This is a genomic window from Afipia sp. Root123D2 (genome assembly GCF_001425835.1).
GTDB lineage: Bacteria > Pseudomonadota > Alphaproteobacteria > Rhizobiales > Xanthobacteraceae > Afipia.
Map to the genome: position 1 here is coordinate 1,221,326 of NZ_LMDP01000001.1, position 21,911 is coordinate 1,243,236.

Consider the following 21,911-nt stretch of genomic DNA (forward strand, 5'->3'; position numbering starts at 1 on the left):
CATGACCGGCGCGATGCGCGGTGCGTCTCCGTGGGAGCGCACCATCGGCCTCGCATTGCTGGCTGGATCGAAGGTGGGCGCGCTGATGTCTCATCGCGGCTACAATATGTGCGCCAACATGCTGAAGATGATGCTGCCGGAGCGCAACATCAACGTGATGCTCAACCCGGACGCGACCTTCGCGTTTCCGTATGGCGACGGCTACTGGAGCAAGCTGCTCAACCGTACTTTCAAGTATGAGGACGAACTCGAGCTATTGCTGCTAGATTCGCGCGATGTCGATTATGTCCTGCTCGATTGCGGCGCCAACTACGGCTACTGGTCGGTAATGGTGTCGAGCCAGCGTTTTGGCTCGCATCGGGCGATCGCGATCGAACCGTCGTCGCAGAATTTTCCGAAGCTGGAAAACAATGTCCGCGTCAACGGCAACCGCTTCGAGGCGATCAAGAGCGCCATCGGATCGGAGCGCGGGACGGCGCGGCTGTCCGGCACCAAGCACGAAGCCTTCAGCATCGCAGGCGGCGCCGATGCGAGCGGGGAAGAGGTGCCGGTGCTGGCGCTCGATAATCTGATCGACGACGGCAAGATTCCGGCGACCGGCAAGTATCTGATCAAGCTCGATGTCGAAGGTGTCGAGATCGACGCCATCAAAGGCGGGACGCGGATTTTGCAGACCGACTCGATGGTAATTTGCGAGGAGCACGGCAGCGACCGTAATCACACGGTGTCGCGCTATATTCTCGAGAACACGCCGATGAAGGCGATCGTCCACGATCCGGCGACCGACCGCTTCGAACCGCTGACGCAGCTCTCCACGCTCGATCGCATCAAGGTCGCCTCCCACGTCGGCTACAACGTGTTTGCGACCGCGAGCGCGTTCTGGGAACAGCGTCTCTACAGCATGAATTCTGGCAACGCGCGCCGCGCCATGACGCAAGGCAACGTGGCGCACTGAAAGATTGAAAGACTGGTACGATGGCTGTTCGCCGTTTGGCCCCGAAGGAACTGCAACCTGCGAGCTTCGCATTCAGCGCGGAGAATCTCGATTGGGTGAAGAAGCAGATCGAGAAGTATCCGCCCGGCCGTCAGGCGGCAGCGGTGATTCCGGTGCTGTGGCGCGCGCAGGAGCAGCATGACGGCTGGATCTCGGAGGCGGCGATCCGTGGCGTCGCCGATCTGCTTGGGATGCCGCATATCCGCGTGATGGAGATCGCGACCTTCTATACCATGTTCCAGCTGTCGCCGGTCGGCAAGAAGGCCCACGTTCAGGTGTGCGGTACGACGCCGTGCATGCTGCGCGGCGCCGGCGAACTGATCGACGTCTGCAAGCATCGTATCCATCACGACCCGTTCCATGTTTCGGCCGATGGTGATTTCAGCTGGGAAGAGGTCGAGTGCCTCGGTGCCTGCGTGAACGCGCCGATGGTGATGATCTGGAAGGACACCTACGAGGACCTGACGCCGGAGACCCTGAACAAGGTTCTCGACGGATTCGCTTCGGGCAATCCGCCGAAGCCGGGTCCGCAAATCGATCGCCATTGCGCCGCGCCTGTTGGAGGACCGAGGGTTCTCAAGGCACCCGAAAAGGCAGGGAGCAAATGATGGACGCCGCCAGGATCCGTCAGGTCGCGTTGCACACGATTTGCGCCGGTGTGTTCATGTTCGTGCTGAACTATTACGTGCTCAACTCGGGACTTGAATCGAGCCTGAGCTGGGCGGTGGCGTTCGCTGCGATGGCGGCTGGGCTCGCCTACCGGCAAACGAAAAGCTGATTGGTCAGGAAGCGACATAATGCTCGACGACAAGGATCGCATCTTCCGTAATCTCTACGGCCTCGACGACTGGGGCCTCGAGGGCGCGCGCCGCCGTGGCGGCTGGGATGGCACCAAGGCCATTCTCGACAAGGGGCGCGACTGGATCATCAGCGAGATGAAAGCCTCCGGCCTGCGCGGCCGGGGCGGAGCGGGCTTCCCGACCGGCATGAAGTGGTCGTTCATGCCGAAGGACAACGCCGACGGTCGGCCGAGCTACCTCGTGGTCAATGCCGACGAATCCGAGCCGGGCACCTGCAAGGATCGCGAGATCATGCGGCACGATCCGCATCTTCTCATCGAGGGCTGCCTGATCGCCGGCTGCGCGATGGGCGCGCATGTCGGCTACATTTATGTGCGCGGCGAGTTCATCCGCGAGCGCGAGAATCTGCAGGCCGCGATCGATCAGGCCTATGAGGCCAAGCTGATCGGCAAGGACAACATTCACGGTTTCCCGTTCGACCTTTACGTTCACCACGGTGCCGGCGCGTATATCTGCGGCGAGGAAACCGCGTTGCTCGAAAGCCTCGAAGGCAAGAAGGGCCAGCCGCGCCTGAAGCCGCCGTTCCCGGCCAACGTCGGCCTGTTCGGTTGTCCCACTACAGTGAACAACGTTGAATCGATCGCGGTGGCGCCGGACATCCTGCGGCGCGGCGCGGCGTGGTTCGCGAGCATCGGCCGTCCGAATAATGTCGGCACCAAGCTTTACGGCCTGTCTGGTCACGTCAACACGCCGTGCGTGATCGAAGAACAGATGAGCATTCCGTTCAAGGAACTGATCGAGAAGCACGGCGGCGGCATTCGCGGCGGCTGGGACAACCTGCTGGCGATCATTCCCGGCGGCGCGTCATGCCCGCTGATTCCGGCGGCTGATTGCGAAGAACTGATCATGGATTTCGACGGCACCCGCGCCGTCAAGTCGAGCTTCGGCACCGCTGGCGTGATCGTGATGGACAAGTCCACCGACATCGTGCGCGCGATCGCCCGCATCAGCTACTTCTTCAAGCATGAGAGCTGTGGCCAGTGCACGCCGTGCCGCGAGGGCACCGGCTGGATGTGGCGCGTGCTGTCGCGCATGGCGGAAGGCCGCGCGCACAAGAAAGAAATCGGCATGCTGCTCGAAGTGACGACGCAGGTCGAAGGCCATACCATCTGCGCGTTGGGTGACGCGGCGGCGTGGCCGATTCAGGGCCTGATCCGCCACTTCAGGCCGGAAATCGAACGGCGCATCGACGAATACGCACGCAAGTCCACCATCGACGACATCGGCGTGCTCGATCCCGTCAACATGGTCGCGGCGGAGTAGGGTGATGACCAAGATTCTCGTTGACGGAAAAGAGATCGACGTTCCGGCGGAGTACACGCTGCTGCAGGCGTGCGAAGCCGCCGGCGCTGAGATTCCGCGCTTCTGCTACCACGAACGGCTGTCGATCGCCGGCAACTGCCGCATGTGCCTCGTCGAGGTCGCGGGTTCGCCGAAGCCGGTGGCAAGCTGCGCCTGGGGCGTGCGCGACTGCCGTCCCGGTCCGAATGGCGAATTGCCGTCGGTCAAGACCCGCTCGCCGATGGTGAAGAAGGCGCGCGAAGGCGTGATGGAATTCCTGCTCATCAACCATCCGCTCGATTGCCCGATCTGCGATCAGGGCGGCGAGTGCGATTTGCAGGATCAGGCGATGGGCTACGGCGTCGACACCAGCCGTTTCGCCGAGAACAAGCGTGCGGTCGAGGACAAGTATCTCGGCGCGCTGGTCAAGACCTCGATGACCCGCTGTATCCAGTGCACGCGCTGCGTCCGCTTTTCCACCGAAGTCTGCGGCGTGCCGGAGATGGGCCTGATCAGCCGCGGCGAGGATGTCGAGATCACCACCTATCTCGAAAGCGCTTTGACGTCCGAGTTGCAGGGCAACCTCGTCGATATCTGCCCGGTCGGCGCGCTGACCTCGAAGCCTTATGCCTTCGCAGCCCGTCCGTGGGAGCTTGGCAAGACCCAGTCGATCGACGTTATGGACGCGGTCGGCTCGGCGATCCGCGTCGATACCCGCGGCCGCGAGGTGATGCGCATCCTGCCGCGCGTCAATGAGGCGGTGAACGAGGAATGGATTTCCGACAAGACCCGTCACATTGTCGACGGCCTGCGTACCCAGCGCCTCGACCGTCCGTACATCCGCGAGAACGGCAAGTTGCGCGCGGCATCGTGGACCGAAGCGTTCGCGGCGATTGCAGCCAAGGTTGCGCGATCCGACGGCAAGCGCATCGGCGCCATCGCGGGCGATCTTGCTGCTACTGAGGATATGTTTGCGCTGAAGGAACTGCTCGCGAAATGCGGTTCGGCCAATCTCGCGGTTCAGCAAGGCGCGGCATTCGATCCGAAGGCCGGCCGCGCGTCCTACATTTTCAACCCGACCATTGCCGGGATTGAGCAGGCCGATGCGCTGCTGATCGTCGGCTCCAATCCGCGCAAGGAAGCCGCCGTTCTCAACGCGCGCATCCGCAAGCGCTGGCGCACCGGCCAGCTCAAGATCGGCATGATCGGCGAGAAGGCCGACCTCACGTATAAATACGAGCACATCGGCGCGGGCGTGGACACGCTTGGCGAACTCGCCGCCGGCAAGCATTCGTTCGCGGACGTCCTCAAGACCGCCAAGACCCCGATCGTCCTGGTCGGCTCCGGTGCGTTCGGCCGTCATGACGGCGCGGCGGTGCTTGCGGCTGCGGCGAAACTTGCGACCGATCTCGGCGCGATCAAGGACGGCTGGAACGGTTTCGCGGTGCTGCACAGTGCGGCGTCCACGGTCGGAGCGCTCGACATCGGCTTTGTGCCGGGCGAGGGCGGGTTGACTGCCGCGCAGATGACCGCGTTCGGCACGCTCGACGTGCTGTTCTCGTTGGGCGCGGATGAGATCGAAGCCGCTGACGGCACCTTCGTCGTTTACATCGGCACTCACGGCGACCGTGGCGCGCATCGCGCCGACGTGATCCTGCCGGGCGCGGCCTACACCGAAAAATCCGGCCTCTACGTCAACACCGAAGGCCGCGTCCAGATGGCGAACCGTGCCGGCTTTCCGCCGGGCGAGGCGCGCGAGGATTGGGCGATCGTCCGCGCGCTGTCGGAAACGCTCGGCAAGAAGCTGCCGTTCGATTCACTGGCGCAGCTGCGGCAGGCGCTGTTCAAAGCGGTGCCGCATCTGATGCGCATCGACCAGATCGCGGCGGCCGATGCTGCGGGCGTCGGCGCGCTGGCGAAGCGCGGCGGCAATCTCGAAAAGACCGCGTTCAAGAACGCAATCTCTGATTTCTATCTGACCAACCCCATCGCGCGGGCATCCGCGGTGATGGCCGAATGCTCGCGTCTCGCTTCCGGGCAGACGCTGGCGGCGGCGGAGTGACGTGATGGCTGAATTTTTCGCAAGCTCTGCCTGGACCGACTACCTCTGGCCGCTGATCGTCATGCTGGCGCAGAGCCTGTTGCTCCTCGTCGTGCTGCTGATCGCGATCGCCTACATCCTGCTCGCCGACCGCAAGATCTGGGCGGCGGTGCAGATCCGGCGCGGCCCCAACGTGGTCGGGCCATGGGGATTGCTGCAATCGTTCGCGGACCTTTTGAAGTTCGTGCTCAAGGAGCCGACGATCCCAGCCGGTGCCAACAAGGGCGTGTTCCTGCTGGCGCCGTTGGTGACCTGCGTGCTCGCGCTCGCCGCCTGGGCGGTGATCCCGGTCAATCTCAACTGGGTGATCGCCGACATCAATGTCGGCATCCTCTACATCTTTGCGATCTCGTCGCTGTCGATCTACGGCATCATCATGGCCGGCTGGTCGTCGAACTCGAAGTATCCGTTCCTCGCGGCGCTTCGCTCGGCGGCACAGATGGTGTCCTACGAAGTCTCGATCGGCTTTGTCATCATCACCGTTCTGCTCTGTGTCGGTTCGCTGAATCTCACGGCCATCGTCGAGGCGCAGCACACCAAGGGCCTTGCCAATCTGATCGGCCTGCCGTGGCTGACCTTCCTGAACTGGTACTGGCTGCCGCTGCTGCCGATGTTCGTGATCTTCTATGTCTCGGCGCTGGCGGAAACCAACCGTCCGCCGTTCGATCTCGTCGAAGCGGAATCCGAACTGGTCGCCGGCTTCATGGTCGAGTACGGCTCGACGCCATACCTGTTGTTCATGCTCGGCGAATACGTCGCGATCTGCACGATGTGCGCAATGGGCGCGATCCTGTTCATGGGCGGCTGGCTGCCGCCGATTGACCTGCCGCCGTTCAACTGGGTGCCGGGCGTGATCTGGTTCTCGCTGAAACTGTTCTTCATGTTCTTCATGATCGCCATGGCGAAGGCGATCGTGCCGCGCTACCGCTACGACCAGCTCATGCGGCTGGGCTGGAAGGTGTTTCTCCCGATTTCGCTGGCGATGGTCGTGATCGTCGCGGGTGTGCTGCAATTCGCGGGTCTTGCCCCGCAATGAGGTCGTCATGGGTATAGCAACCGCAGCTAATTCGCTTCTGCTGAAAGAGTTCGCCGCAGCCTTCGTGCTGACGATGCGCTATTTCTTCAAGCCGAAGCCGACGCTGAACTATCCGTTCGAGAAAGGGCCAATCTCGCCGCGCTTTCGCGGTGAGCATGCGCTGCGCCGTTATCCGAACGGCGAGGAACGCTGCATCGCATGCAAGCTGTGCGAGGCGATCTGCCCGGCGCAGGCCATCACCATCGAAGCCGGCCCGCGCCGCAACGATGGCACCCGCCGCACCGTGCGCTACGACATCGACATGGTGAAGTGCATCTATTGCGGACTGTGCCAGGAGGCCTGTCCGGTCGATGCCATCGTGGAGGGACCGAACTTCGAGTTCGCCACCGAGACCCGCGAGGAACTCTATTATGACAAGGCGAAGCTGCTCGCCAACGGCGACCGCTGGGAGCGGGAGATCGCCAAGAACATCGCGCTCGACGCGCCGTACCGGTAAGGCTGACGCATGATCCCCGCGCTGTTCTTTTACCTGTTTGCCGGCGTCTGCGTCGCCTCGGCCGTGATGGTCGTGACGTCGCGCAACCCCGTGCACTCGGTGCTGTTCCTGATCCTCGCCTTCGTCAACGCGGCGGGACTGTTCGTGCTGCTCGGCGCCGAATTCCTGGCGATGATCCTTGTCGTCGTCTATGTCGGCGCGGTGGCGGTGCTGTTCCTGTTCGTCATCATGATGCTCGATGTCGATTTCGCCGAACTGCGTCAGGGATTCCTTGAATACATGCCGTTCGGCCTGCTGATCGGCGGAATATTCCTCGCCGAGCTGCTGCTGGTCGTCGGCGGCTGGGTGATTTCGCCGACGATTTCCAAATCGATCACCGCACCGATTTCGGCCACGATGAGCAATACCGAAGCCATCGGCATGGTGCTTTATACGCGCTACATCCATTACTTCCAGCTCGCGGGCCTGGTTCTGCTGGTGGCGATGATTGGTGCGATCGTGCTGACGCTGCGTCACAAGGCGAGCGTCAAGCGTCAGGTCGTCAGCGTGCAGAACGCGCGCAGCAAGGCGACCGCAATGGCGATGCGCAAGGTCACGCCGGGCCAGGGATTGCAGGACACCGACGCAGGGGAGTGGGTGCAATGACGATCGGTCTTGGCCATTATCTCGCCGTCGGGGCGATCCTGTTCACGACCGGCATCCTCGGTATTTTTCTCAACCGCAAGAACGTCATCGTTCTCCTGATGTCGATCGAGTTAATCCTGCTCTCGGTCAACATCAACCTCGTGGCGTTCTCGAGTTTTCTCAATGACATTGTGGGGCAGATTTTCGCGCTACTGGTGCTGACGGTGGCGGCAGCGGAAGCGGCGATCGGCCTTGCTGTGCTGGTGGTGTTCTTCCGCATTCGCGGTTCGATTGCGGTTGAGGACATCAACCTGATGAAGGGCTGAGCAGCATGATCCCGAAAAGTGGGAACCGGTTTTCGGATCAGATCATGCTCGAGATAAAGGGCAGGCGGAGCGTTGCCGGTTGGACCGCAACGTTCCACGCGGGAATGTTATCATGATCGAGGCCATCGTTTTTCTGCCGCTCATCGGCGCGCTGCTTGCAGGCGCGATCACGATCGTGGGCGCCCACTCGCGCAACCCCAGCGGCGACGAAATGGATCATGCCGATCATGGGGACGGCCATGCCGCCGCTGCTCATGACGATCATGCTCACGGTGATCACGGTCACGACGACCACGACCATCCGGTCGAGCCGCCGGCGGCCGGTTCACGAACGGCTGAAGTCATCACAACGGCGCTGCTGCTGATTTCGGCGGCGCTGTCATGGGTCGCGTTCGTCGATGTCGGCCTGATGCATCACGACGTGCGGGTGCAACTGTTCAGCTGGATCAGCTCCGGCGATCTCAAGGTGAACTGGACGCTGCGGGTCGACACCCTGACGGCGGTGATGCTGGTGGTGGTGACCACGGTGTCGTCGCTCGTGCACATGTATTCCATCGGCTACATGCATGAAGACCCGAACCGTCCGCGGTTCATGGCCTATCTGTCGCTGTTCACCTTTGCGATGCTGATGCTGGTGACCGCCGACAACCTCGTGCAGCTGTTCTTCGGCTGGGAAGGCGTCGGCCTCGCAAGCTACTTGCTGATCGGCTTCTGGTTCCAGAAACCGTCGGCCAACGCCGCGGCGATCAAGGCGTTCGTCGTCAACCGCGTCGGCGACTTCGGCTTCGCGCTCGGCATCTTCGCGATTTTCGCGCTGGTCGGTTCGACCGATTTCGAAACCATCTTCGCCGGTGCGCCGGGCCTCGTCGGCAAGACCATTCCGTTCTTCCACTGGAACGTCGACGCGCTGACGCTGACCTGCCTGCTGCTGTTCATGGGCGCGATGGGCAAGTCCGCCCAGTTCCTGCTGCACACCTGGCTGCCGGACGCGATGGAAGGCCCGACCCCGGTGTCGGCGCTGATTCATGCCGCGACCATGGTCACAGCCGGCGTGTTCATGGTCGCGCGGCTGTCGCCATTGTTCGAACTTGCGCCGAACGCGCAGGCGTTCGTGATGTTCATCGGCGCCACCACGGCGCTGTTCGCCGCGACCATCGGCCTCGTGCAGAACGACATCAAGCGCATCGTCGCCTATTCGACCTGTTCGCAGCTCGGCTACATGTTTGTGGCAATGGGGGCGGGGGCCTATTCGGTCGGCATCTTCCACCTGTTCACCCACGCCTTCTTCAAGGCGCTGCTGTTCCTCGGCTCCGGCTCGGTGATCCACGCGATGCACCACGAGCAGGACATCCGCCACATGGGCGGCCTGAAGGACCGGATTCCCTTCACCTATACGGTGATGGTGATCGGCACACTGGCGCTGACCGGTTTCCCGCTGACAGCCGGTTATTTCTCCAAGGATGCGATCATCGAATCGTCGTTCGTGGCGCACAATCCGTTCGCGCTCTACGGTTTCCTGTGCACCGTGATCGCCGCCGGACTGACCTCGTTCTACTCCTGGCGTCTGATCTTCAAGACTTTCCACGGCCAACCGCATGATCGTCATCACTATGAGGCGGCGCACGAAAGCCCGTTCGTGATGCTGATCCCGCTGGCGGTGCTCGCGATGGGATCGGTGCTGGCCGGCTTCCCGTTCAAGGAGCTGTTCGCCGGACACGGCATCGGAGAGTTCTTCCGTGAATCGATCAAGATGAACCCGCACGTCATCGAAGAGATGCACCACATCCCCGGCTGGATCGCGTTCTCGCCGACGGTGATGATGGTGATCGGCTTCCTGGTGTCGTGGCTGTTCTACATCCGCCGGCCGTACCTGCCGGTCGAACTCGCGAACCAGCACCAGATGCTCTACAAATTCCTGCTCAACAAATGGTACTTCGACGAACTGTACGATGCGATTTTCGTGCGGCCGGCGTTATGGATCGGGCGTTTGTTCTGGAAGAAGGGCGACGGCTCCATCATCGACGGCTTCGGACCGGATGGTGTTTCGGCGCGCGTGCTTGATGTGACGCGCAATGTCGTCCGCATCCAGACCGGCTATCTCTATCACTATGCCTTCGCGATGCTGATCGGCGTCGCCGGGCTGATCACCTGGTTTATGTTCGGTCTTGGGGGCCAGCAATGACGACCTGGCCCATCCTTTCCGTAGTCACCTTCCTGCCGGCTGTCGGCGCACTGCTGCTTTATCTGCTGGCGCGGGGGCGGGACGAAGCCGCCGACCGCAACGCGCGCTGGATCGCGCTGTGGACGACGGTCGTTAACTTCGCCGTCTCCCTCATCCTGGTGGCGCGGTTCGATCCGTCGCAGGCCGGTTTTCAGTTTGTCGAGAAGGCGCCCTGGCTCGCCAACACCATCGGCTATCACATGGGCGTCGACGGCATTTCACTGCCGTTCGTGATCCTCACCACCGCGTTGATGCCGTTCTGCATCCTCGCGAGCTGGAAGTCGGTGCAACTGCGCGTGCGCGAATACATGATGGCGTTTCTGGTGCTCGAAACGCTGATGATCGGCACGTTCTCGGCGCTCGATCTCGTGCTGTTCTACCTGTTCTTCGAAGGCGGCCTGATCCCGATGTTCCTGATCATCGGCGTCTGGGGCGGCCCGCGCCGAGTCTATGCCAGCTTCAAGTTCTTCCTTTATACGCTGCTCGGCTCGGTGCTGATGCTGCTCGCCATCATGGCGCTGTACTGGAATGCCGGGACCACCGACATCCCGACGCTGATGCACACCGCCGTGCCGCGTAACCTTCAGACGTGGGCGTGGCTCGCGTTCTTCGCCTCGTTCGCGGTCAAGATGCCGATGTGGCCGGTCCACACCTGGCTGCCGGATGCGCACGTCGAGGCGCCGACCGCAGGCTCCGTGGTGCTGGCGGCTATCCTGTTGAAAATGGGCGGCTACGGCTTCCTGCGCTTCTCGCTGCCGATGTTCCCGCTGGCGTCGCATGACTTCGCGCCGCTGATCTTCACCCTGTCGGCAATCGCGATCATCTACACCTCGCTGGTCGCGCTGGTGCAGCAGGACATGAAGAAGCTGATCGCCTATTCGTCGGTCGCACATATGGGCTTCGTGACGATGGGCATTTTCGCCGGCACCATGCAGGGCGTCGCAGGCGGCGTGTTCCAGATGGTGTCGCACGGCATCGTGTCGGGCGCGCTCTTCCTCTGCGTCGGCGTCATCTACGACCGCATGCACACCCGCGAGATCGCCGCCTATGGCGGTCTGGTCAACCGGATGCCGCTCTATGCGGTGGTGTTCCTCACCTTCACGATGGCCAATGTCGGCCTGCCCGGAACGTCCGGCTTCGTCGGTGAATTCTTGACGTTGCTGGGCACCTTCAAGGTTTCGCTGCCGACCGCGTTCTTCGCGACGCTCGGCGTGATCCTGTCGGCGGCTTATGCGTTGTGGCTCTATCGCAAGGTTGTGTTCGGCACGCTCGACAAGCCGTCGCTGGCCGGCATCAAGGATCTGACATTCCGCGAGATCATCATTCTGGCGCCGTTTCTCATTCTGACGATCCTGTTCGGCGTCTATCCGGCGCCGGTGCTCGATATGTCGGCGGCGTCGGTGCAGCAACTCGTGACCAACTACAATCAGGCGGTATCTGTCGTGAAGGCAGCCGCGCTGTTGCACTGAGCGCAACAGGTCAGGACAGGGCGCTATGAATTTGAACGTTGCAGGGTATTCGCTGCTTCCGGTGATACCGGAGATCGTGCTGGCCGTTGGCGCCATGCTCCTGCTGATGCTGGGAGCGTATCGCGGCCAGCGCACGGTTGGGACGGTGACCGCACTCGCGGCGGCTCTCCTTGTCGTGACGGGAGCCCTGGTGTTGTGGCTTCCCGCTGGAAAGCTGACGACCTTCGGCGGCAGCTTCATCCTCGATGATTATGCCCGCTTCCTGAAGATCCTGGCGCTGATCGGTTCCGTCGTCACGCTGATCCTGTCGCGCGGCTTCCTCGCCGAACAGGCGAAGATTTTCGAGTATTCCATTCTGGTGACGCTCTCGACCGTCGGCATGATGGTGCTGATTTCGGCCGCCGATCTCATCACGTTCTATCTCGGTTTCGAACTGATGAGCCTTGCGCTGTATGTGGTTGCGGCGAGCCATCGCGATAACGCCAAGTCCACCGAAGCCGGCCTGAAGTATTTCGTCCTTGGCGCGCTGTCGTCGGGCATGATGCTGTACGGTGCATCGCTGATCTACGGCTTCACCGGAACGGTGAATTTTGCCGGCATCGCGGCCGTGGCCAAAACCGGCAGCATCGGTGTGCTGTTCGGCATCGTCTTCCTGCTTGTCGGGCTTTGCTTCAAGATTTCGATCGTGCCGTTCCACATGTGGACGCCTGACGTTTATGAAGGCGCACCGACTCCGGTCACGGCGTTCTTCGCCTCGGCGCCGAAAGTCGCGGCGATGGCGGTCCTGGTTCGGATCCTGCTCACCGCATTTCCGGCCGTCACCCATGAGTGGCAGCAGATTGTCGTGTTCGTGTCGATCGCCTCGATGGCGCTCGGCTCTTTCGCGGCCATCGGCCAGAAGAACATCAAGCGCCTGATGGCCTATTCGTCGATCGGCCACATGGGCTTCGCGCTGGTCGGCCTTGCGGCCGGAACGGCGGAAGGTGCGCAGGGCGTGCTCGTCTACATCGCCATCTATGTCGCGATGACGCTCGGGTCCTTCGCGTTCATCCTTGCCTTGAAGCGCAAGGGGCAGGCGGTCGAGCAGATCAGCGATTTCGCGGGCCTGTCGCGCACCAACCCGGTGCTGGCTTTCCTGTTCGCCATGTTGCTGTTCTCGCTGGCCGGCATTCCGCCGCTCGCGGGCTTCTTCGCCAAGTTTTACGTTTTCCTCGCGGCGATCCATTCCGGCCTGTTCGTGCTGTCGGTGATCGGCGTTCTGACCAGCGTGGTCGGCGCATTCTACTATCTGGCGATCGTGAAGGTGATGTACTTCGACGAACCGGTCGGTGCGGTCGATCCGGTGCAGCCGGAACTGCGCACCGTGCTGGCGGTGGCCGGCATCTTCAACATCCTGTTCTGCTTCTATCCAGCGCCTCTGGTCAACGCGGCGACAGTGGCCGCGAAATCGCTGTTCTGAGATGGCCTTTAGCCTCGGTCCGCGATCACAATCATCCGGCACCCGGCTCGTTGCGTTCGAGAGCATCGGTTCCACCAATGCGGAAGCGCTTGCGCGGGCAAGGGCCGGAGAGGCCGGTCCGCTATGGCTGGTGACCGATCAGCAGACCGCCGGACGCGGACGCCGCTCGCGTGCATGGGTTTCGCCGCGCGGCAACCTCGCCGCCAGTATCCTTGAAATCATCGACGTGACGCCCGCCGTCGCCGCCACCCTCGGCTTTGCCGCGGGTCTGGCGCTGGACGCCGCGTTGCGGCAGGTCAGCATCGAAGCCGCTTTGCGCACGGGCGGTGCAGCCGACTGGGGCTTCGCGCTGAAGTGGCCCAACGATGTTCTGGCCGGACGTGAGAAGCTGTCCGGCATCCTGCTCGAGGCAGAAGCGGTGGCCGGCGGGCTGGCGATCGTGGTCGGGATGGGCACCAACGTCGTCTCCGCGCCACAAGGCACGCCGTATCCGGCGACCTCGCTGGCGGCGCTCGGCATCCAGGTCGGCGCCGAGGATCTGTTTCATGCGCTGTCCGATGCCTGGGCCGAATTCCGCGGCATCTGGGACGAGGGGCACGGTTTCAGCGAAATTCGCCGCCTGTGGCTCGAGCGCGCGGCCGGTATCGGCGCGCCGATTTCGATTCAGGCCGGTGAGAAATCGGTCGAAGGTATTTTCGAGACCATCGACGACACTGGTTGCCTGATCCTTAAAACCGACGGCGGCGAGCGTATTTCCATTGCCGCCGGTGATGTTCATTTCGGCACCGCGCGATCAGCAGGAGCGGCATGATGGCGCGGCCGGACGAATTGACATTCACGCCGCTTGGCGGCGTCGGCGAGATCGGCATGAACCTGTCGCTCTACGGCCTTGGCTACCGCCATCAGCGCAGCTGGCTTGCGGTCGATCTCGGCGTGTCGTTCGGCAACGAGGAGCATCTTCCGGGTATCGACGTGGTGATGCCGGACATCCGGTTTCTGGAGAGCGAGCGGAAGAACCTCGTCGGCCTCGTCCTCACTCACGCTCACGAGGATCATTTCGGCGCGATCATCGACCTGTGGCCGCGGCTCAAATGCCCGATCTATGCCACTGCTTTCAGCGCAGCGCTGTTCGAGGCGAAATGTGCAGGCGAGCGCAATCCGCCGAAGATTCCAGTCACCGTCATCGAATCCGGCGGCACCGTGGAAATAGGCCCGTTCAGCGTCGAGTTCATTCCGGTCGCCCATTCGATTCCGGAGTCGCATGCACTGGCGATCCGAACATCGGCCGGCGTCGTGCTGCACACCGGCGATTGGAAGATCGATCCGACGCCGATCACCGGCAAGCCGACCGACGAGAAGCGGCTGCGCGAACTCGGCGACGAGGGCGTGCTGGCGCTGATCGGCGATTCCACCAACGCGGTGCGCGAGGGCCGCTCTCCATCGGAGCAGGAAGTCGCGAAAAATCTCACCGAGATCATCAAGGCCGCGCGAGGCCGCGTCGCGGTGACTACCTTTGCCTCGAATGTCGGCCGGCTGCGCGCCGTGGCGGAAGCCGCGAAGGCCGCCGACCGCGAGGTGGTCCTTGTCGGCCGGGCGATGGAGCGCGTGGTGCAGGTCGCGCGCGAGACCGGGCATCTCGACGGCGTCGGTGCGTTTCGCCGCGCCGATCTCTACGGGCATTTTCCGCCCGACAAGGTGCTGGCGCTGTGCACCGGCAGCCAGGGCGAACCGCGTGCGGCGCTGGCGCGCATCGCCAATGACGATCATCCGCAGGTCACGCTCAACCAGGGCGATACCGTGATCTTTTCGTCGCGCACGATTCCAGGCAACGAGAAGGCGGTCGGCGCCATCATCAACGGGCTGGTGACGCAAGGCGTCGAGGTCATCACCGACCGCACCCATTTGGTGCATGTCTCCGGCCATCCACGGCGCGATGAACTGCGCGAGATGATCTCGTGGGTGCGGCCGCAGCTGCTGATTCCGGCCCACGGCGAGGCGCTGCATCTGTCCGAGCATGCCAAACTCGCGCGGGCCTGCGGCGTGCCGAAAGTGATCGTCTGCCGCAACGGCGATCAGGTCCGGCTCGGTCCCGGCGAGCCTGCGATCATCGGCGAGGTTCCGGCAGGCCGCATCTACAAGGACGGCAATATTCTCGAAACAGCGAAAGCGCGGGCTGTGACCGAGCGCCGCAAGCTGTCGTTCGCCGGTTGCGCTTTCGTTGCGCTGGTGCTGGACGGGAAGGGCGAACTGGCCGACGATCCCGAGGTCGATCTGGTCGGTATCCCGGAAAAGAACATGGCCGGCGAGGTCATCGCCGACGAGGTGTTTGACATTGTGGTGTCGACGGTCGAAACGCTGCCGCGGGCGCGCCGCCGCGATCCGGATGCGGTAGCGGAGTCCGTGCGGCGCGCGGTGCGCTCCTCGGTCGCCGAGCAATGGGGCAAGAAGCCGCTTTGCGTCGTTCACGTCCTGACAGTCTGAATTAACGGAGGACATCATGCTCGGCCGGCTCAACCACGTGGCGATTGCGGTACGCGACGCCGAAAAGGCGGCGAAGATTTACGGCACCGCGTTCGGCGCCGAGATTTCGGAAGCCGTGCCGCTGCCGGAGCATGGTGTCATCACCGTGTTCGCCACGCTGCCGAACACCAAGATCGAGTTCATCCAGCCGCTCGGCGCTGAATCCCCGATCGCCAAATTTCTCGAGCGCAACGCCGACGGCGGCATCCATCACGTCTGTTACGAGGTGCCGGACATCATCGCGGCGCGTGACACGCTGATCGCCGAGGGGGCCCGCGTGCTGGGCGACGGCAATCCGAAGATCGGCGCCCACGGCAAGCCGGTGCTGTTCCTTCATCCGAAGGACTTCTCCGGCGCGCTCGTCGAAATCGAACAGTCGTAACGTCATGTCAATCTCATCAGGCATCGCGATCTATTTCGTCCTGTGGTGGGTGGTGCTGTTCGCGGTGCTGCCGTTCGGCGTCCGCAGCCAGCACGAGGACGGTGAGGGTGCACCGGGAACGGATCCAGGCGCCCCGGTGATGGCGGCGATGGGGCGCAAGCTGCTGTGGACCACCATCGTTTCGGCGATCGTCTTTACGATCGGCGCAACGCTCTATCTCGCGGGCTATTTCAACGTCGAGTGGCTATCGAAGCTGCTGGGGGTTCCGATCTAGGCGTGCGCCGCGTCGATCAGCGCCATTGCAGACAAAACCACTGCACATAAAGATCGCACACAAAAACCGCACACAAAAAAAGAGCAGGGCCAAGCCCTGCTCTGAAAAATTGTGTCGACCCTATATTTCCCCGACTGCGTTGGATTTAATCTTTGGTTGAACGGGGGTGGCGCTGCTTGTGCGCGCCAAGGGCTCCTCCCAAGACTTGGACCACCAGACTGGGTGAGCGGAATGCGTCGCCAGTCTGAGGGATTGTGTGTAGCCGAAACATTTCGTGTTGTCACGTTTTTCGGCAATATTTGTTCAAGGCTCAAGCAATAGTTTTTTCTCGCGGCACCTCCTACAGTCTTACCGTCGGCACACGTGAAAGTGGGTTTCGCAAGGGTTTTTTCATTCGTCCGCGCAGGTCGAGCGTATTGACGATGAAAGCGCTCATTCCGGCGCACTGTCTGCAGCCTGCAGACAGTGCGCCGTTTGTTTACCATTTCATCTTGAATCCGGCGTAGACGGCGCGGCCGGTGCCGGGCTCGAACAGCGGCGACGTGGCAGTCGCACGGTCGAGGATGCTGGTGCTGGCGATGTAGGCGGTGTTGGCGATGTTGCGTGCTTCGATGTACATCGAATACTTGCCGTCATCGACGCCGGCTTTCAGTCCGAAAATCGCATAGGCGTCCGTCGTCAGCGTATTGGCGCTATCGGCATAGTAGGCCTGAGGCACCCATTCGACATTCGGCCCGATGTAGTAGCCGTTGGCGTTCTTGTAGAGCAGTTCCGCACGCAGCATGTGGCGCGGCGCGCCGGGCAACTGGTTGTTGCCGAAGGTCGGGTCGTTGTCGAAGCGGAAGTCGTTGTAGGTGTAGGCGACGTTGAGCCAGACCTTGTTAGGCTGCGGCCCGTGGTCGAACAGGCCCCTGAGCACGGCGACGCCAAGACCCGCCTCGATCCCCTGATGCACGGTGCGGTCGGCATTGGTGACGTTGCAATTGCCGAACGCGCTGTAAATGCACTGCAGCTCGTCGCGGATGTTGGCGCGGTAGGCGGTGAGCTCCCAGGTCATATCCGGTCGTTTGCCGCGGGTGCCGATCTCGTAGGTGGTGGCGCGCTGCGGGCGAATGTCGGTGAACGGAATGTTTGGAATACCCGGCCCCGATGCGCTTTCACCGAAGCTCGGCACCTCGGCGCTCCGCGAAATGTTGGCGAAGGCCTGCCAGGTCGGATCGATGTCCCACAGCAGTCCGCCCTTGGGACTCCAGAGATTGAACTCCGTCGAACCCGATTTGCTGCCGAAGCGCGCCTCGCGGTCGCGCGTGGCGTAGAGGAATTGCGTGCCGCCGATCGCCGCCACGTTGGGCAGGACGTAGAACGAATCCTCGACATAGACCGAGGTGTTCCTGGAGCGGTCGAGCGATGACGACAGCAGCGCACCTTTCTGGCCGCCGAGATTGGCGAACTGCCGGTTGTCGAGGGTGCCGTTGATGACGTTGATGCCGGCGACGAGGCGATTGCGGAAGCCGCCGATGATGCGGTCGTCGGTCGCCTTGGCGAAGCCGCCGTAATCCTTGTAGCGGTAGTCGAGCCACTGGAAGATCGGGTGCATCAGATGGCGGTCGACGCCGAACGCGCCGAACTCGAACGTGGTGTTGTCGAGCCGCAGCGTGGTCTTGTTGGCGAGCCGCACGGTGTCGATGTTGCGCTGCTGGTCGAGCGCAAGATTGCCCGGAGCGGCGGTCTGCGGCGAGGTCAGCGCCGAGGTCCGGCTGATAGAGCCGGGGATGCGCTGACGGACGTCGTTGGCGTTGAGATAGAAACGCGTCTCGAAGTCCGGCGAGAACCGATAGCCGATATTGCCGCTGACGCGGGTCGAGTGGCCGTCGCTGTGGTCGCGGAAGCCTTCCGCGTGCTGGTTGGCGGCGGTGAAGAAGCCGTCCCACGGCCCATGCGCGCCGCCGACGCTGGCCTGAAACCGGCGATAGCCGAATGCGCCCATGTCGATGCCGGCGCTGTTGATGCCGGCGTCGCGGCCGGTCGGCGTCACGAAATTGATCGCGCCGCCGAGCGAGTTCGCGCCGAACTGGAGCGCGTTTCCGCCCTTGTAGACCTCGACGTATTTGTAGGCGGTCGGGTCGATCTCCTGGAAATCGCCGTAGCCGTCGGCGGTGTTGATCGGAATGCCATCCATGTAGAGCTGCACGCCGCGCAGGTGGAAGTTGCGCGACAGGCTCGAGCCACGGATCGACAGCCGGGTGTCGTCGCCCCATCTGGGCTGGGCGAACACGCCGGGGACGAAGCCGAGCACATCCTTGATGGTGCTGGCGACCGAGCTGTTCTTGTAATCCTCCGCCGAAACCACCGCGACGCCGCCCGGCGTCTGCTGGATTTCGCGCCTGGCCTGTTCGGCGGTGAACGCCGTCGGCAACGGCGGCGCGGTTTGCGCCTCGGCTTCGACGCTGATGGTGGGAAGCGCGTCGCCGCTGCTTTGGCCCCATGCGGGAGGCATCAGCGCGAGCAGGATAACGGGAACGGGTGCGAGTGAGCCGCGTCGCAACGGACGCGGCCCCCGCGAGAAAACGGGAAACATAAGGTAAACCCCAAACTGAGACTGAGAATGACGTGAAGCGGTGCGCGAAAGCGCGGGTCGTCAACTCAGGTGGGGAGGGCCGCGCGGCTGGTGGTCGAGCATCGTAAAGCGGGCGATGCCGTCATCGAGCCGCGCCGGTTCGAACAGAACCTGCAACGCGATACGGATGGCCAGAGCCGGGGTTTGCGGCGGCTGATCCGCCATCGCCGCGATACCGGACAGACAAAGCGGGCAGCGGATGATCGGTTTGGCGTTGTCGTCCGTGCTGGATGGTCCGGAACTGCCGTTGAGACACAGTTCGTGGGCAGCATTGGATTTGAGCGGTGAAACGCTGGCGAGCAGCATGCTGGTCAGGATCACGTTAAAGGCAAGCGCATAGACCGCAACAAAGGCAGCCCATCGTCCAATCGCTCTGATCCGTGTCGCAGTCATCGCATCCCCGGTTCCGCCTGTACCACGGCTGTCACATGCCGCAAAGACCCGGCGGGTCTTGCCCAAGCCGGTCGCATGCTTTCTCTTGTCTTTTGCCGTTTGATCCGCTTTCACTGAAAAGGTTCCCGAACCGGCCCGATTCCCGGACAGAAATCCCGAAAACCTCGAGTATTCCCATGCAACTGTCGCGTTTCTTTCTGCCCATTCTCAAGGAGACGCCCAAGGAGGCCGAGATCGTCTCGCACCGCCTGATGCTGCGCGCCGGCATGCTGCGGCAGGAGGCCGCTGGCATCTATGCCTGGCTGCCGCTTGGCTTCCGGGTCCTGAAGAAGATCGAGCAGATCGTGCGTGAGGAGCAGGATCGTGCCGGTGCCCTCGAACTGCTGATGCCGACGCTGCAACTCGCCGACCTGTGGCGCGAGAGCGGGCGTTATGACGCCTATGGGCCGGAGATGCTGCGCATTCAGGATCGCCACAAGCGCGAGCTGCTTTATGGGCCGACCAACGAGGAAATGATCACCGAGATCTTCCGCGCTTACGTGAAGTCTTACCGCAGCCTGCCGCTCAATCTCTATCATATCCAATGGAAATTCCGTGACGAGCAGCGTCCGCGCTTCGGCGTGATGCGCGGCCGCGAATTCCTGATGAAGGATGCCTATTCGTTCGATATCGACGAGGCTGCGGCGCGCGCGTCGTACAACCGGATGTTCGTCGCCTACCTGCGGACCTTCGCACGGATGGGCCTGAAGGCGATCCCGATGCGGGCCGATACCGGACCGATCGGCGGTGACCTGTCGCACGAATTCATCGTGCTGGCGGAGACCGGCGAATCCGGCGTGTTCTGCAACAAGGACGTGCTCGATCTGCCGGTGCCGGGCGAGGACATCGATTACGACGGCGATCTCACGCCGGTTATCAAGCAGTGGACCGAACTCTACGCCGCGACCGAGGACGTCCATGACGCCGCGCGTTATGAGAAAGAGGTTCCGGCCGACAAGCGGATCAATACCCGTGGCATCGAGGTCGGGCAGGTGTTTTACTTCGGCACCAAGTATTCGGACTCGATGAAGGCGCTGGTGTCAGGCTCGGATGGCGCCGAGCGGCCGATCCACGGCGGCTCCTACGGCATCGGCGTGTCGCGCCTCGTCGGCGCGATCATCGAGGCCTGCCATGACGACGCGGGCATCATCTGGCCCGAGGCCGTCGCGCCGTTCCGTGTCGCGATCCTCAACCTCAAGCAGGGAGCTGCCGAGACTGACGCGGCCTGCGAGAAGCTGTATGGCGCGCTCGCGGCCAAGGGCGTCGACGTTCTCTACGACGACACCGACCAGCGGCCCGGCGGCAAGTTCGCCACCGCCGACCTGATCGGAATTCCGTGGCAGGTCCTGATCGGTCCGAAGGGACTGGCTGAAGGCAAGGTCGAAATCAAGAAGCGCGCTGACGGTAGCCGCGAATTCATGTCGCTCGACGAGGCGTTGAACAGGTTTACACACTGATTTTGTTCAGCGTCCGGTCGCGGATCGATCCTCGTGCGACTACAATTCGCCCGATTCGTGTGAAAATCCGGACAATGGACAAAATGCATGAGTGAGCCTGTTCGGACCCCACCTTTCGCGGCCTTTGAATGGCTGCTGTCGGCCCGGTATTTGAGAGCGCGCCGCAAGGAAGGCTTCATTTCCGTCATCGCCGGCTTCTCGTTTCTCGGCATCATGCTGGGCGTCGCCACACTCATCATCGTCATGGCGGTGATGAACGGCTTCCGCGCCGAACTGCTCAACAAGATTCTCGGTCTTAACGGCCATCTGCTGGTGCAGCCTCTGGAATCGCCGCTGACCGACTGGAAGGATGTGGCCGAGCGGATCAGCAAGGTGGACGGCATCAAGCTCGCCGCGCCGATCGTCGAAGGTCAGGCGCTGGCGTCGTCGCCGTTCAATGCCTCCGGCGTGCTGGTGCGCGGCATCCGCGCCGCCGACCTCGAGCAGCTCACCTCGATCTCCAAGAACATCAAGCAGGGCACGCTCGAAGGCTTCGACGAGGGGCAGGGCGTCGCCATCGGCCGCCGTCTCGCCGATCAGCTGTCGCTGCGCGCCGGCGACACGGTGACGCTGGTCGCGCCGCGCGGCGCGGTGACGCCGATGGGCACGACGCCGCGGATCAAGCCGTACAAGGTCGCGGCCGTGTTCGAGATCGGCATGTCGGAATACGACTCGGCGTTCGTGTTCATGCCGCTGGCCGAGGCGCAGGCCTATTTCAACCGCGCCAACGATGTCACGGCAATCGAGATTTACACGACAAATCCCGACAAGATCGACGAATTCCGCAAGTCGGTGACGGAGGCAGCCGGCAGGCCGATCTTCCTTGTCGACTGGCGACAGCGCAATTCCACCTTCTTCAACGCGCTTCAGGTCGAGCGCAACGTGATGTTCCTGATCCTGACCCTGATCGTGCTGGTCGCGGCGCTGAATATCGTCTCCGGCCTGATCATGCTGGTGAAGGACAAGGGCAGCGACATCGCGATTCTGCGCACCATGGGGGCGACGCAGGGTTCAGTGATGCGCGTGTTCCTGATCACGGGTGCCGCGATCGGCGTGGTCGGCACGCTGGTCGGCCTCGCCATCGGGCTCCTGATCTGCGCGAATATCGAATCGATCCGGCAGTTCATCTCGTGGCTGACCAACACCGAATTGTTCTCGCCTGAATTGTACTTCCTCTCCAAGCTCCCGGCGCAGGTCGATGCCAGCGAGACAACGGCGGTGGTCATCATGGCGCTGACGCTGTCGTTCCTGGCGACGCTCTACCCGTCGTGGCGCGCGGCGCGCCTCGATCCCATCGAAGCGCTGCGATACGAATGAGCACCA

The 21,911-nt window shown here is 62.7% G+C and carries 20 protein-coding genes; 18 read left to right on the plus strand and 2 right to left on the minus strand.

Going from position 1 to position 21,911, the window contains the following annotated elements; genetic code table 11:
* The first annotated feature begins 1 nt into the window (after position 1).
* From ASC80_RS06060 to ASC80_RS06130, 16 genes are all read left to right on the plus strand, one after another.
* Positions 2-955, plus strand: a complete 954-nt coding sequence (locus ASC80_RS06060) for an FkbM family methyltransferase (RefSeq protein WP_056295670.1) — start codon at positions 2-4, stop codon at positions 953-955.
* Between the two features lie 20 nt (positions 956-975).
* Complete coding sequence (gene nuoE, locus ASC80_RS06065) at positions 976-1,602, plus strand: NADH-quinone oxidoreductase subunit NuoE (RefSeq protein ID WP_056293931.1); 627 nt, start codon at positions 976-978, stop codon at positions 1,600-1,602.
* On the plus strand, positions 1,602-1,772 hold the full coding sequence (locus ASC80_RS24135; protein ID WP_200941149.1) for a hypothetical protein: 171 nt from the start codon (positions 1,602-1,604) through the stop codon (positions 1,770-1,772). The genes nuoE and ASC80_RS24135 overlap by 1 nt, the downstream gene beginning before the upstream one ends.
* A 19-nt stretch (positions 1,773-1,791) precedes the next feature.
* On the plus strand, positions 1,792-3,117 hold the full coding sequence (gene nuoF, locus ASC80_RS06070) for an NADH-quinone oxidoreductase subunit NuoF (RefSeq protein WP_056293933.1): 1,326 nt from the start codon (positions 1,792-1,794) through the stop codon (positions 3,115-3,117).
* Positions 3,118-3,121: 4 nt separating this feature from the next.
* Positions 3,122-5,197 (plus strand): NADH-quinone oxidoreductase subunit NuoG, encoded by a 2,076-nt coding sequence (gene nuoG, locus ASC80_RS06075; RefSeq protein WP_056293936.1) that lies wholly within the window; start codon positions 3,122-3,124, stop codon positions 5,195-5,197.
* 4 nt (positions 5,198-5,201) lie between these two features.
* Positions 5,202-6,272, plus strand: a complete 1,071-nt coding sequence (nuoH, locus tag ASC80_RS06080) for an NADH-quinone oxidoreductase subunit NuoH (RefSeq protein ID WP_056293939.1) — start codon at positions 5,202-5,204, stop codon at positions 6,270-6,272.
* 7 nt (positions 6,273-6,279) lie between these two features.
* Positions 6,280-6,768: an NADH-quinone oxidoreductase subunit NuoI gene (gene nuoI, locus ASC80_RS06085; protein ID WP_056293941.1), complete on the plus strand. Its 489-nt coding sequence runs from the start codon at positions 6,280-6,282 to the stop codon at positions 6,766-6,768.
* A 9-nt stretch (positions 6,769-6,777) separates the two neighbouring features.
* Positions 6,778-7,413 carry an NADH-quinone oxidoreductase subunit J gene (locus ASC80_RS06090; protein WP_056293944.1) on the plus strand — a complete coding sequence of 212 codons (636 nt, stop codon included), beginning with the start codon at positions 6,778-6,780 and terminating at the stop codon, positions 7,411-7,413.
* Positions 7,410-7,718, plus strand: a complete 309-nt coding sequence (nuoK, locus tag ASC80_RS06095) for an NADH-quinone oxidoreductase subunit NuoK (RefSeq protein ID WP_056293945.1) — start codon at positions 7,410-7,412, stop codon at positions 7,716-7,718. The genes ASC80_RS06090 and nuoK overlap by 4 nt, the downstream gene beginning before the upstream one ends.
* 112 nt (positions 7,719-7,830) lie before the next feature.
* Positions 7,831-9,900: an NADH-quinone oxidoreductase subunit L gene (gene nuoL, locus ASC80_RS06100; protein WP_056293947.1), complete on the plus strand. Its 2,070-nt coding sequence runs from the start codon at positions 7,831-7,833 to the stop codon at positions 9,898-9,900.
* Complete coding sequence (locus ASC80_RS06105; protein WP_056293952.1) at positions 9,897-11,408, plus strand: NADH-quinone oxidoreductase subunit M; 1,512 nt, start codon at positions 9,897-9,899, stop codon at positions 11,406-11,408. The genes nuoL and ASC80_RS06105 overlap by 4 nt, the downstream gene beginning before the upstream one ends.
* A 25-nt stretch (positions 11,409-11,433) precedes the next feature.
* The gene (gene nuoN, locus ASC80_RS06110; protein ID WP_056293955.1) at positions 11,434-12,867 is read left to right on the plus strand and encodes an NADH-quinone oxidoreductase subunit NuoN; all 1,434 of its coding nucleotides are present in this window, start codon (positions 11,434-11,436) and stop codon (positions 12,865-12,867) included.
* A 1-nt stretch (position 12,868) separates the two neighbouring features.
* Positions 12,869-13,678, plus strand: a complete 810-nt coding sequence (locus tag ASC80_RS06115) for a biotin--[acetyl-CoA-carboxylase] ligase (protein ID WP_056293958.1) — start codon at positions 12,869-12,871, stop codon at positions 13,676-13,678.
* Complete coding sequence (locus tag ASC80_RS06120) at positions 13,678-15,348, plus strand: ribonuclease J (RefSeq protein WP_056293961.1); 1,671 nt, start codon at positions 13,678-13,680, stop codon at positions 15,346-15,348. The genes ASC80_RS06115 and ASC80_RS06120 overlap by 1 nt, the downstream gene beginning before the upstream one ends.
* Before the next feature lie 16 nt (positions 15,349-15,364).
* Positions 15,365-15,769 (plus strand): methylmalonyl-CoA epimerase, encoded by a 405-nt coding sequence (mce, locus tag ASC80_RS06125; protein WP_056293964.1) that lies wholly within the window; start codon positions 15,365-15,367, stop codon positions 15,767-15,769.
* A gap of 4 nt (positions 15,770-15,773) precedes the next feature.
* On the plus strand, positions 15,774-16,043 hold the full coding sequence (locus ASC80_RS06130) for a DUF1467 family protein (protein ID WP_056293967.1): 270 nt from the start codon (positions 15,774-15,776) through the stop codon (positions 16,041-16,043).
* Positions 16,044-16,521: 478 nt separating this feature from the next.
* Here ASC80_RS06130 and ASC80_RS06135 read toward each other — a convergent pair whose 3' ends face one another.
* On the minus strand, positions 16,522-18,621 hold the full coding sequence (locus ASC80_RS06135; protein WP_056293970.1) for a TonB-dependent receptor family protein: 2,100 nt from the start codon (positions 18,619-18,621) through the stop codon (positions 16,522-16,524).
* Between the two features lie 60 nt (positions 18,622-18,681).
* Positions 18,682-19,053, minus strand: a complete 372-nt coding sequence (locus ASC80_RS06140) for a hypothetical protein (protein ID WP_056295673.1) — start codon at positions 19,051-19,053, stop codon at positions 18,682-18,684.
* A gap of 176 nt (positions 19,054-19,229) precedes the next feature.
* On the opposite strand from ASC80_RS06140, the gene proS reads away from it, so the two are divergent.
* A complete protein-coding gene (proS, locus tag ASC80_RS06145) occupies positions 19,230-20,549 on the plus strand; it encodes a proline--tRNA ligase (protein WP_056293974.1) in 1,320 nt (439 codons plus the stop codon).
* 87 nt (positions 20,550-20,636) lie between these two features.
* Positions 20,637-21,905, plus strand: a complete 1,269-nt coding sequence (locus tag ASC80_RS06150; RefSeq protein WP_056293977.1) for a lipoprotein-releasing ABC transporter permease subunit — start codon at positions 20,637-20,639, stop codon at positions 21,903-21,905.
* Positions 21,906-21,911 lie beyond the last annotated feature (6 nt).

Excerpts from the sequence above, each read along its gene's own strand:
- nuoK (WP_056293945.1), top strand. The coding sequence starts at position 7,410 with ATGACGATCGGTCTTGGCCATTATCTCGCCGTCGGGGCGATCCTGTTC.
- ASC80_RS06150 (WP_056293977.1), top strand. The coding sequence starts at position 20,637 with ATGAGTGAGCCTGTTCGGACCCCACCTTTCGCGGCCTTTGAATGGCTG.
- nuoL (WP_056293947.1), top strand. The coding sequence starts at position 7,831 with ATGATCGAGGCCATCGTTTTTCTGCCGCTCATCGGCGCGCTGCTTGCA.
- nuoE (WP_056293931.1), top strand. The coding sequence starts at position 976 with ATGGCTGTTCGCCGTTTGGCCCCGAAGGAACTGCAACCTGCGAGCTTC.
- nuoI (WP_056293941.1), top strand. The coding sequence starts at position 6,280 with ATGGGTATAGCAACCGCAGCTAATTCGCTTCTGCTGAAAGAGTTCGCC.
- ASC80_RS06090 (WP_056293944.1), top strand. The coding sequence starts at position 6,778 with ATGATCCCCGCGCTGTTCTTTTACCTGTTTGCCGGCGTCTGCGTCGCC.
- nuoF (WP_056293933.1), top strand. The coding sequence starts at position 1,792 with ATGCTCGACGACAAGGATCGCATCTTCCGTAATCTCTACGGCCTCGAC.
- mce (WP_056293964.1), top strand. The coding sequence starts at position 15,365 with ATGCTCGGCCGGCTCAACCACGTGGCGATTGCGGTACGCGACGCCGAA.
- ASC80_RS06115 (WP_056293958.1), top strand. The coding sequence starts at position 12,869 with ATGGCCTTTAGCCTCGGTCCGCGATCACAATCATCCGGCACCCGGCTC.
- ASC80_RS06130 (WP_056293967.1), top strand. The coding sequence starts at position 15,774 with ATGTCAATCTCATCAGGCATCGCGATCTATTTCGTCCTGTGGTGGGTG.
- ASC80_RS24135 (WP_200941149.1), top strand. The coding sequence starts at position 1,602 with ATGGACGCCGCCAGGATCCGTCAGGTCGCGTTGCACACGATTTGCGCC.
- ASC80_RS06105 (WP_056293952.1), top strand. The coding sequence starts at position 9,897 with ATGACGACCTGGCCCATCCTTTCCGTAGTCACCTTCCTGCCGGCTGTC.
- ASC80_RS06135 (WP_056293970.1), bottom strand. The coding sequence starts at position 18,621 with ATGTTTCCCGTTTTCTCGCGGGGGCCGCGTCCGTTGCGACGCGGCTCA.
- ASC80_RS06140 (WP_056295673.1), bottom strand. The coding sequence starts at position 19,053 with ATGACTGCGACACGGATCAGAGCGATTGGACGATGGGCTGCCTTTGTT.
- nuoG (WP_056293936.1), top strand. The coding sequence starts at position 3,122 with ATGACCAAGATTCTCGTTGACGGAAAAGAGATCGACGTTCCGGCGGAG.
- nuoN (WP_056293955.1), top strand. The coding sequence starts at position 11,434 with ATGAATTTGAACGTTGCAGGGTATTCGCTGCTTCCGGTGATACCGGAG.
- ASC80_RS06060 (WP_056295670.1), top strand. The coding sequence starts at position 2 with ATGACCGGCGCGATGCGCGGTGCGTCTCCGTGGGAGCGCACCATCGGC.
- proS (WP_056293974.1), top strand. The coding sequence starts at position 19,230 with ATGCAACTGTCGCGTTTCTTTCTGCCCATTCTCAAGGAGACGCCCAAG.
- nuoH (WP_056293939.1), top strand. The coding sequence starts at position 5,202 with ATGGCTGAATTTTTCGCAAGCTCTGCCTGGACCGACTACCTCTGGCCG.
- ASC80_RS06120 (WP_056293961.1), top strand. The coding sequence starts at position 13,678 with ATGGCGCGGCCGGACGAATTGACATTCACGCCGCTTGGCGGCGTCGGC.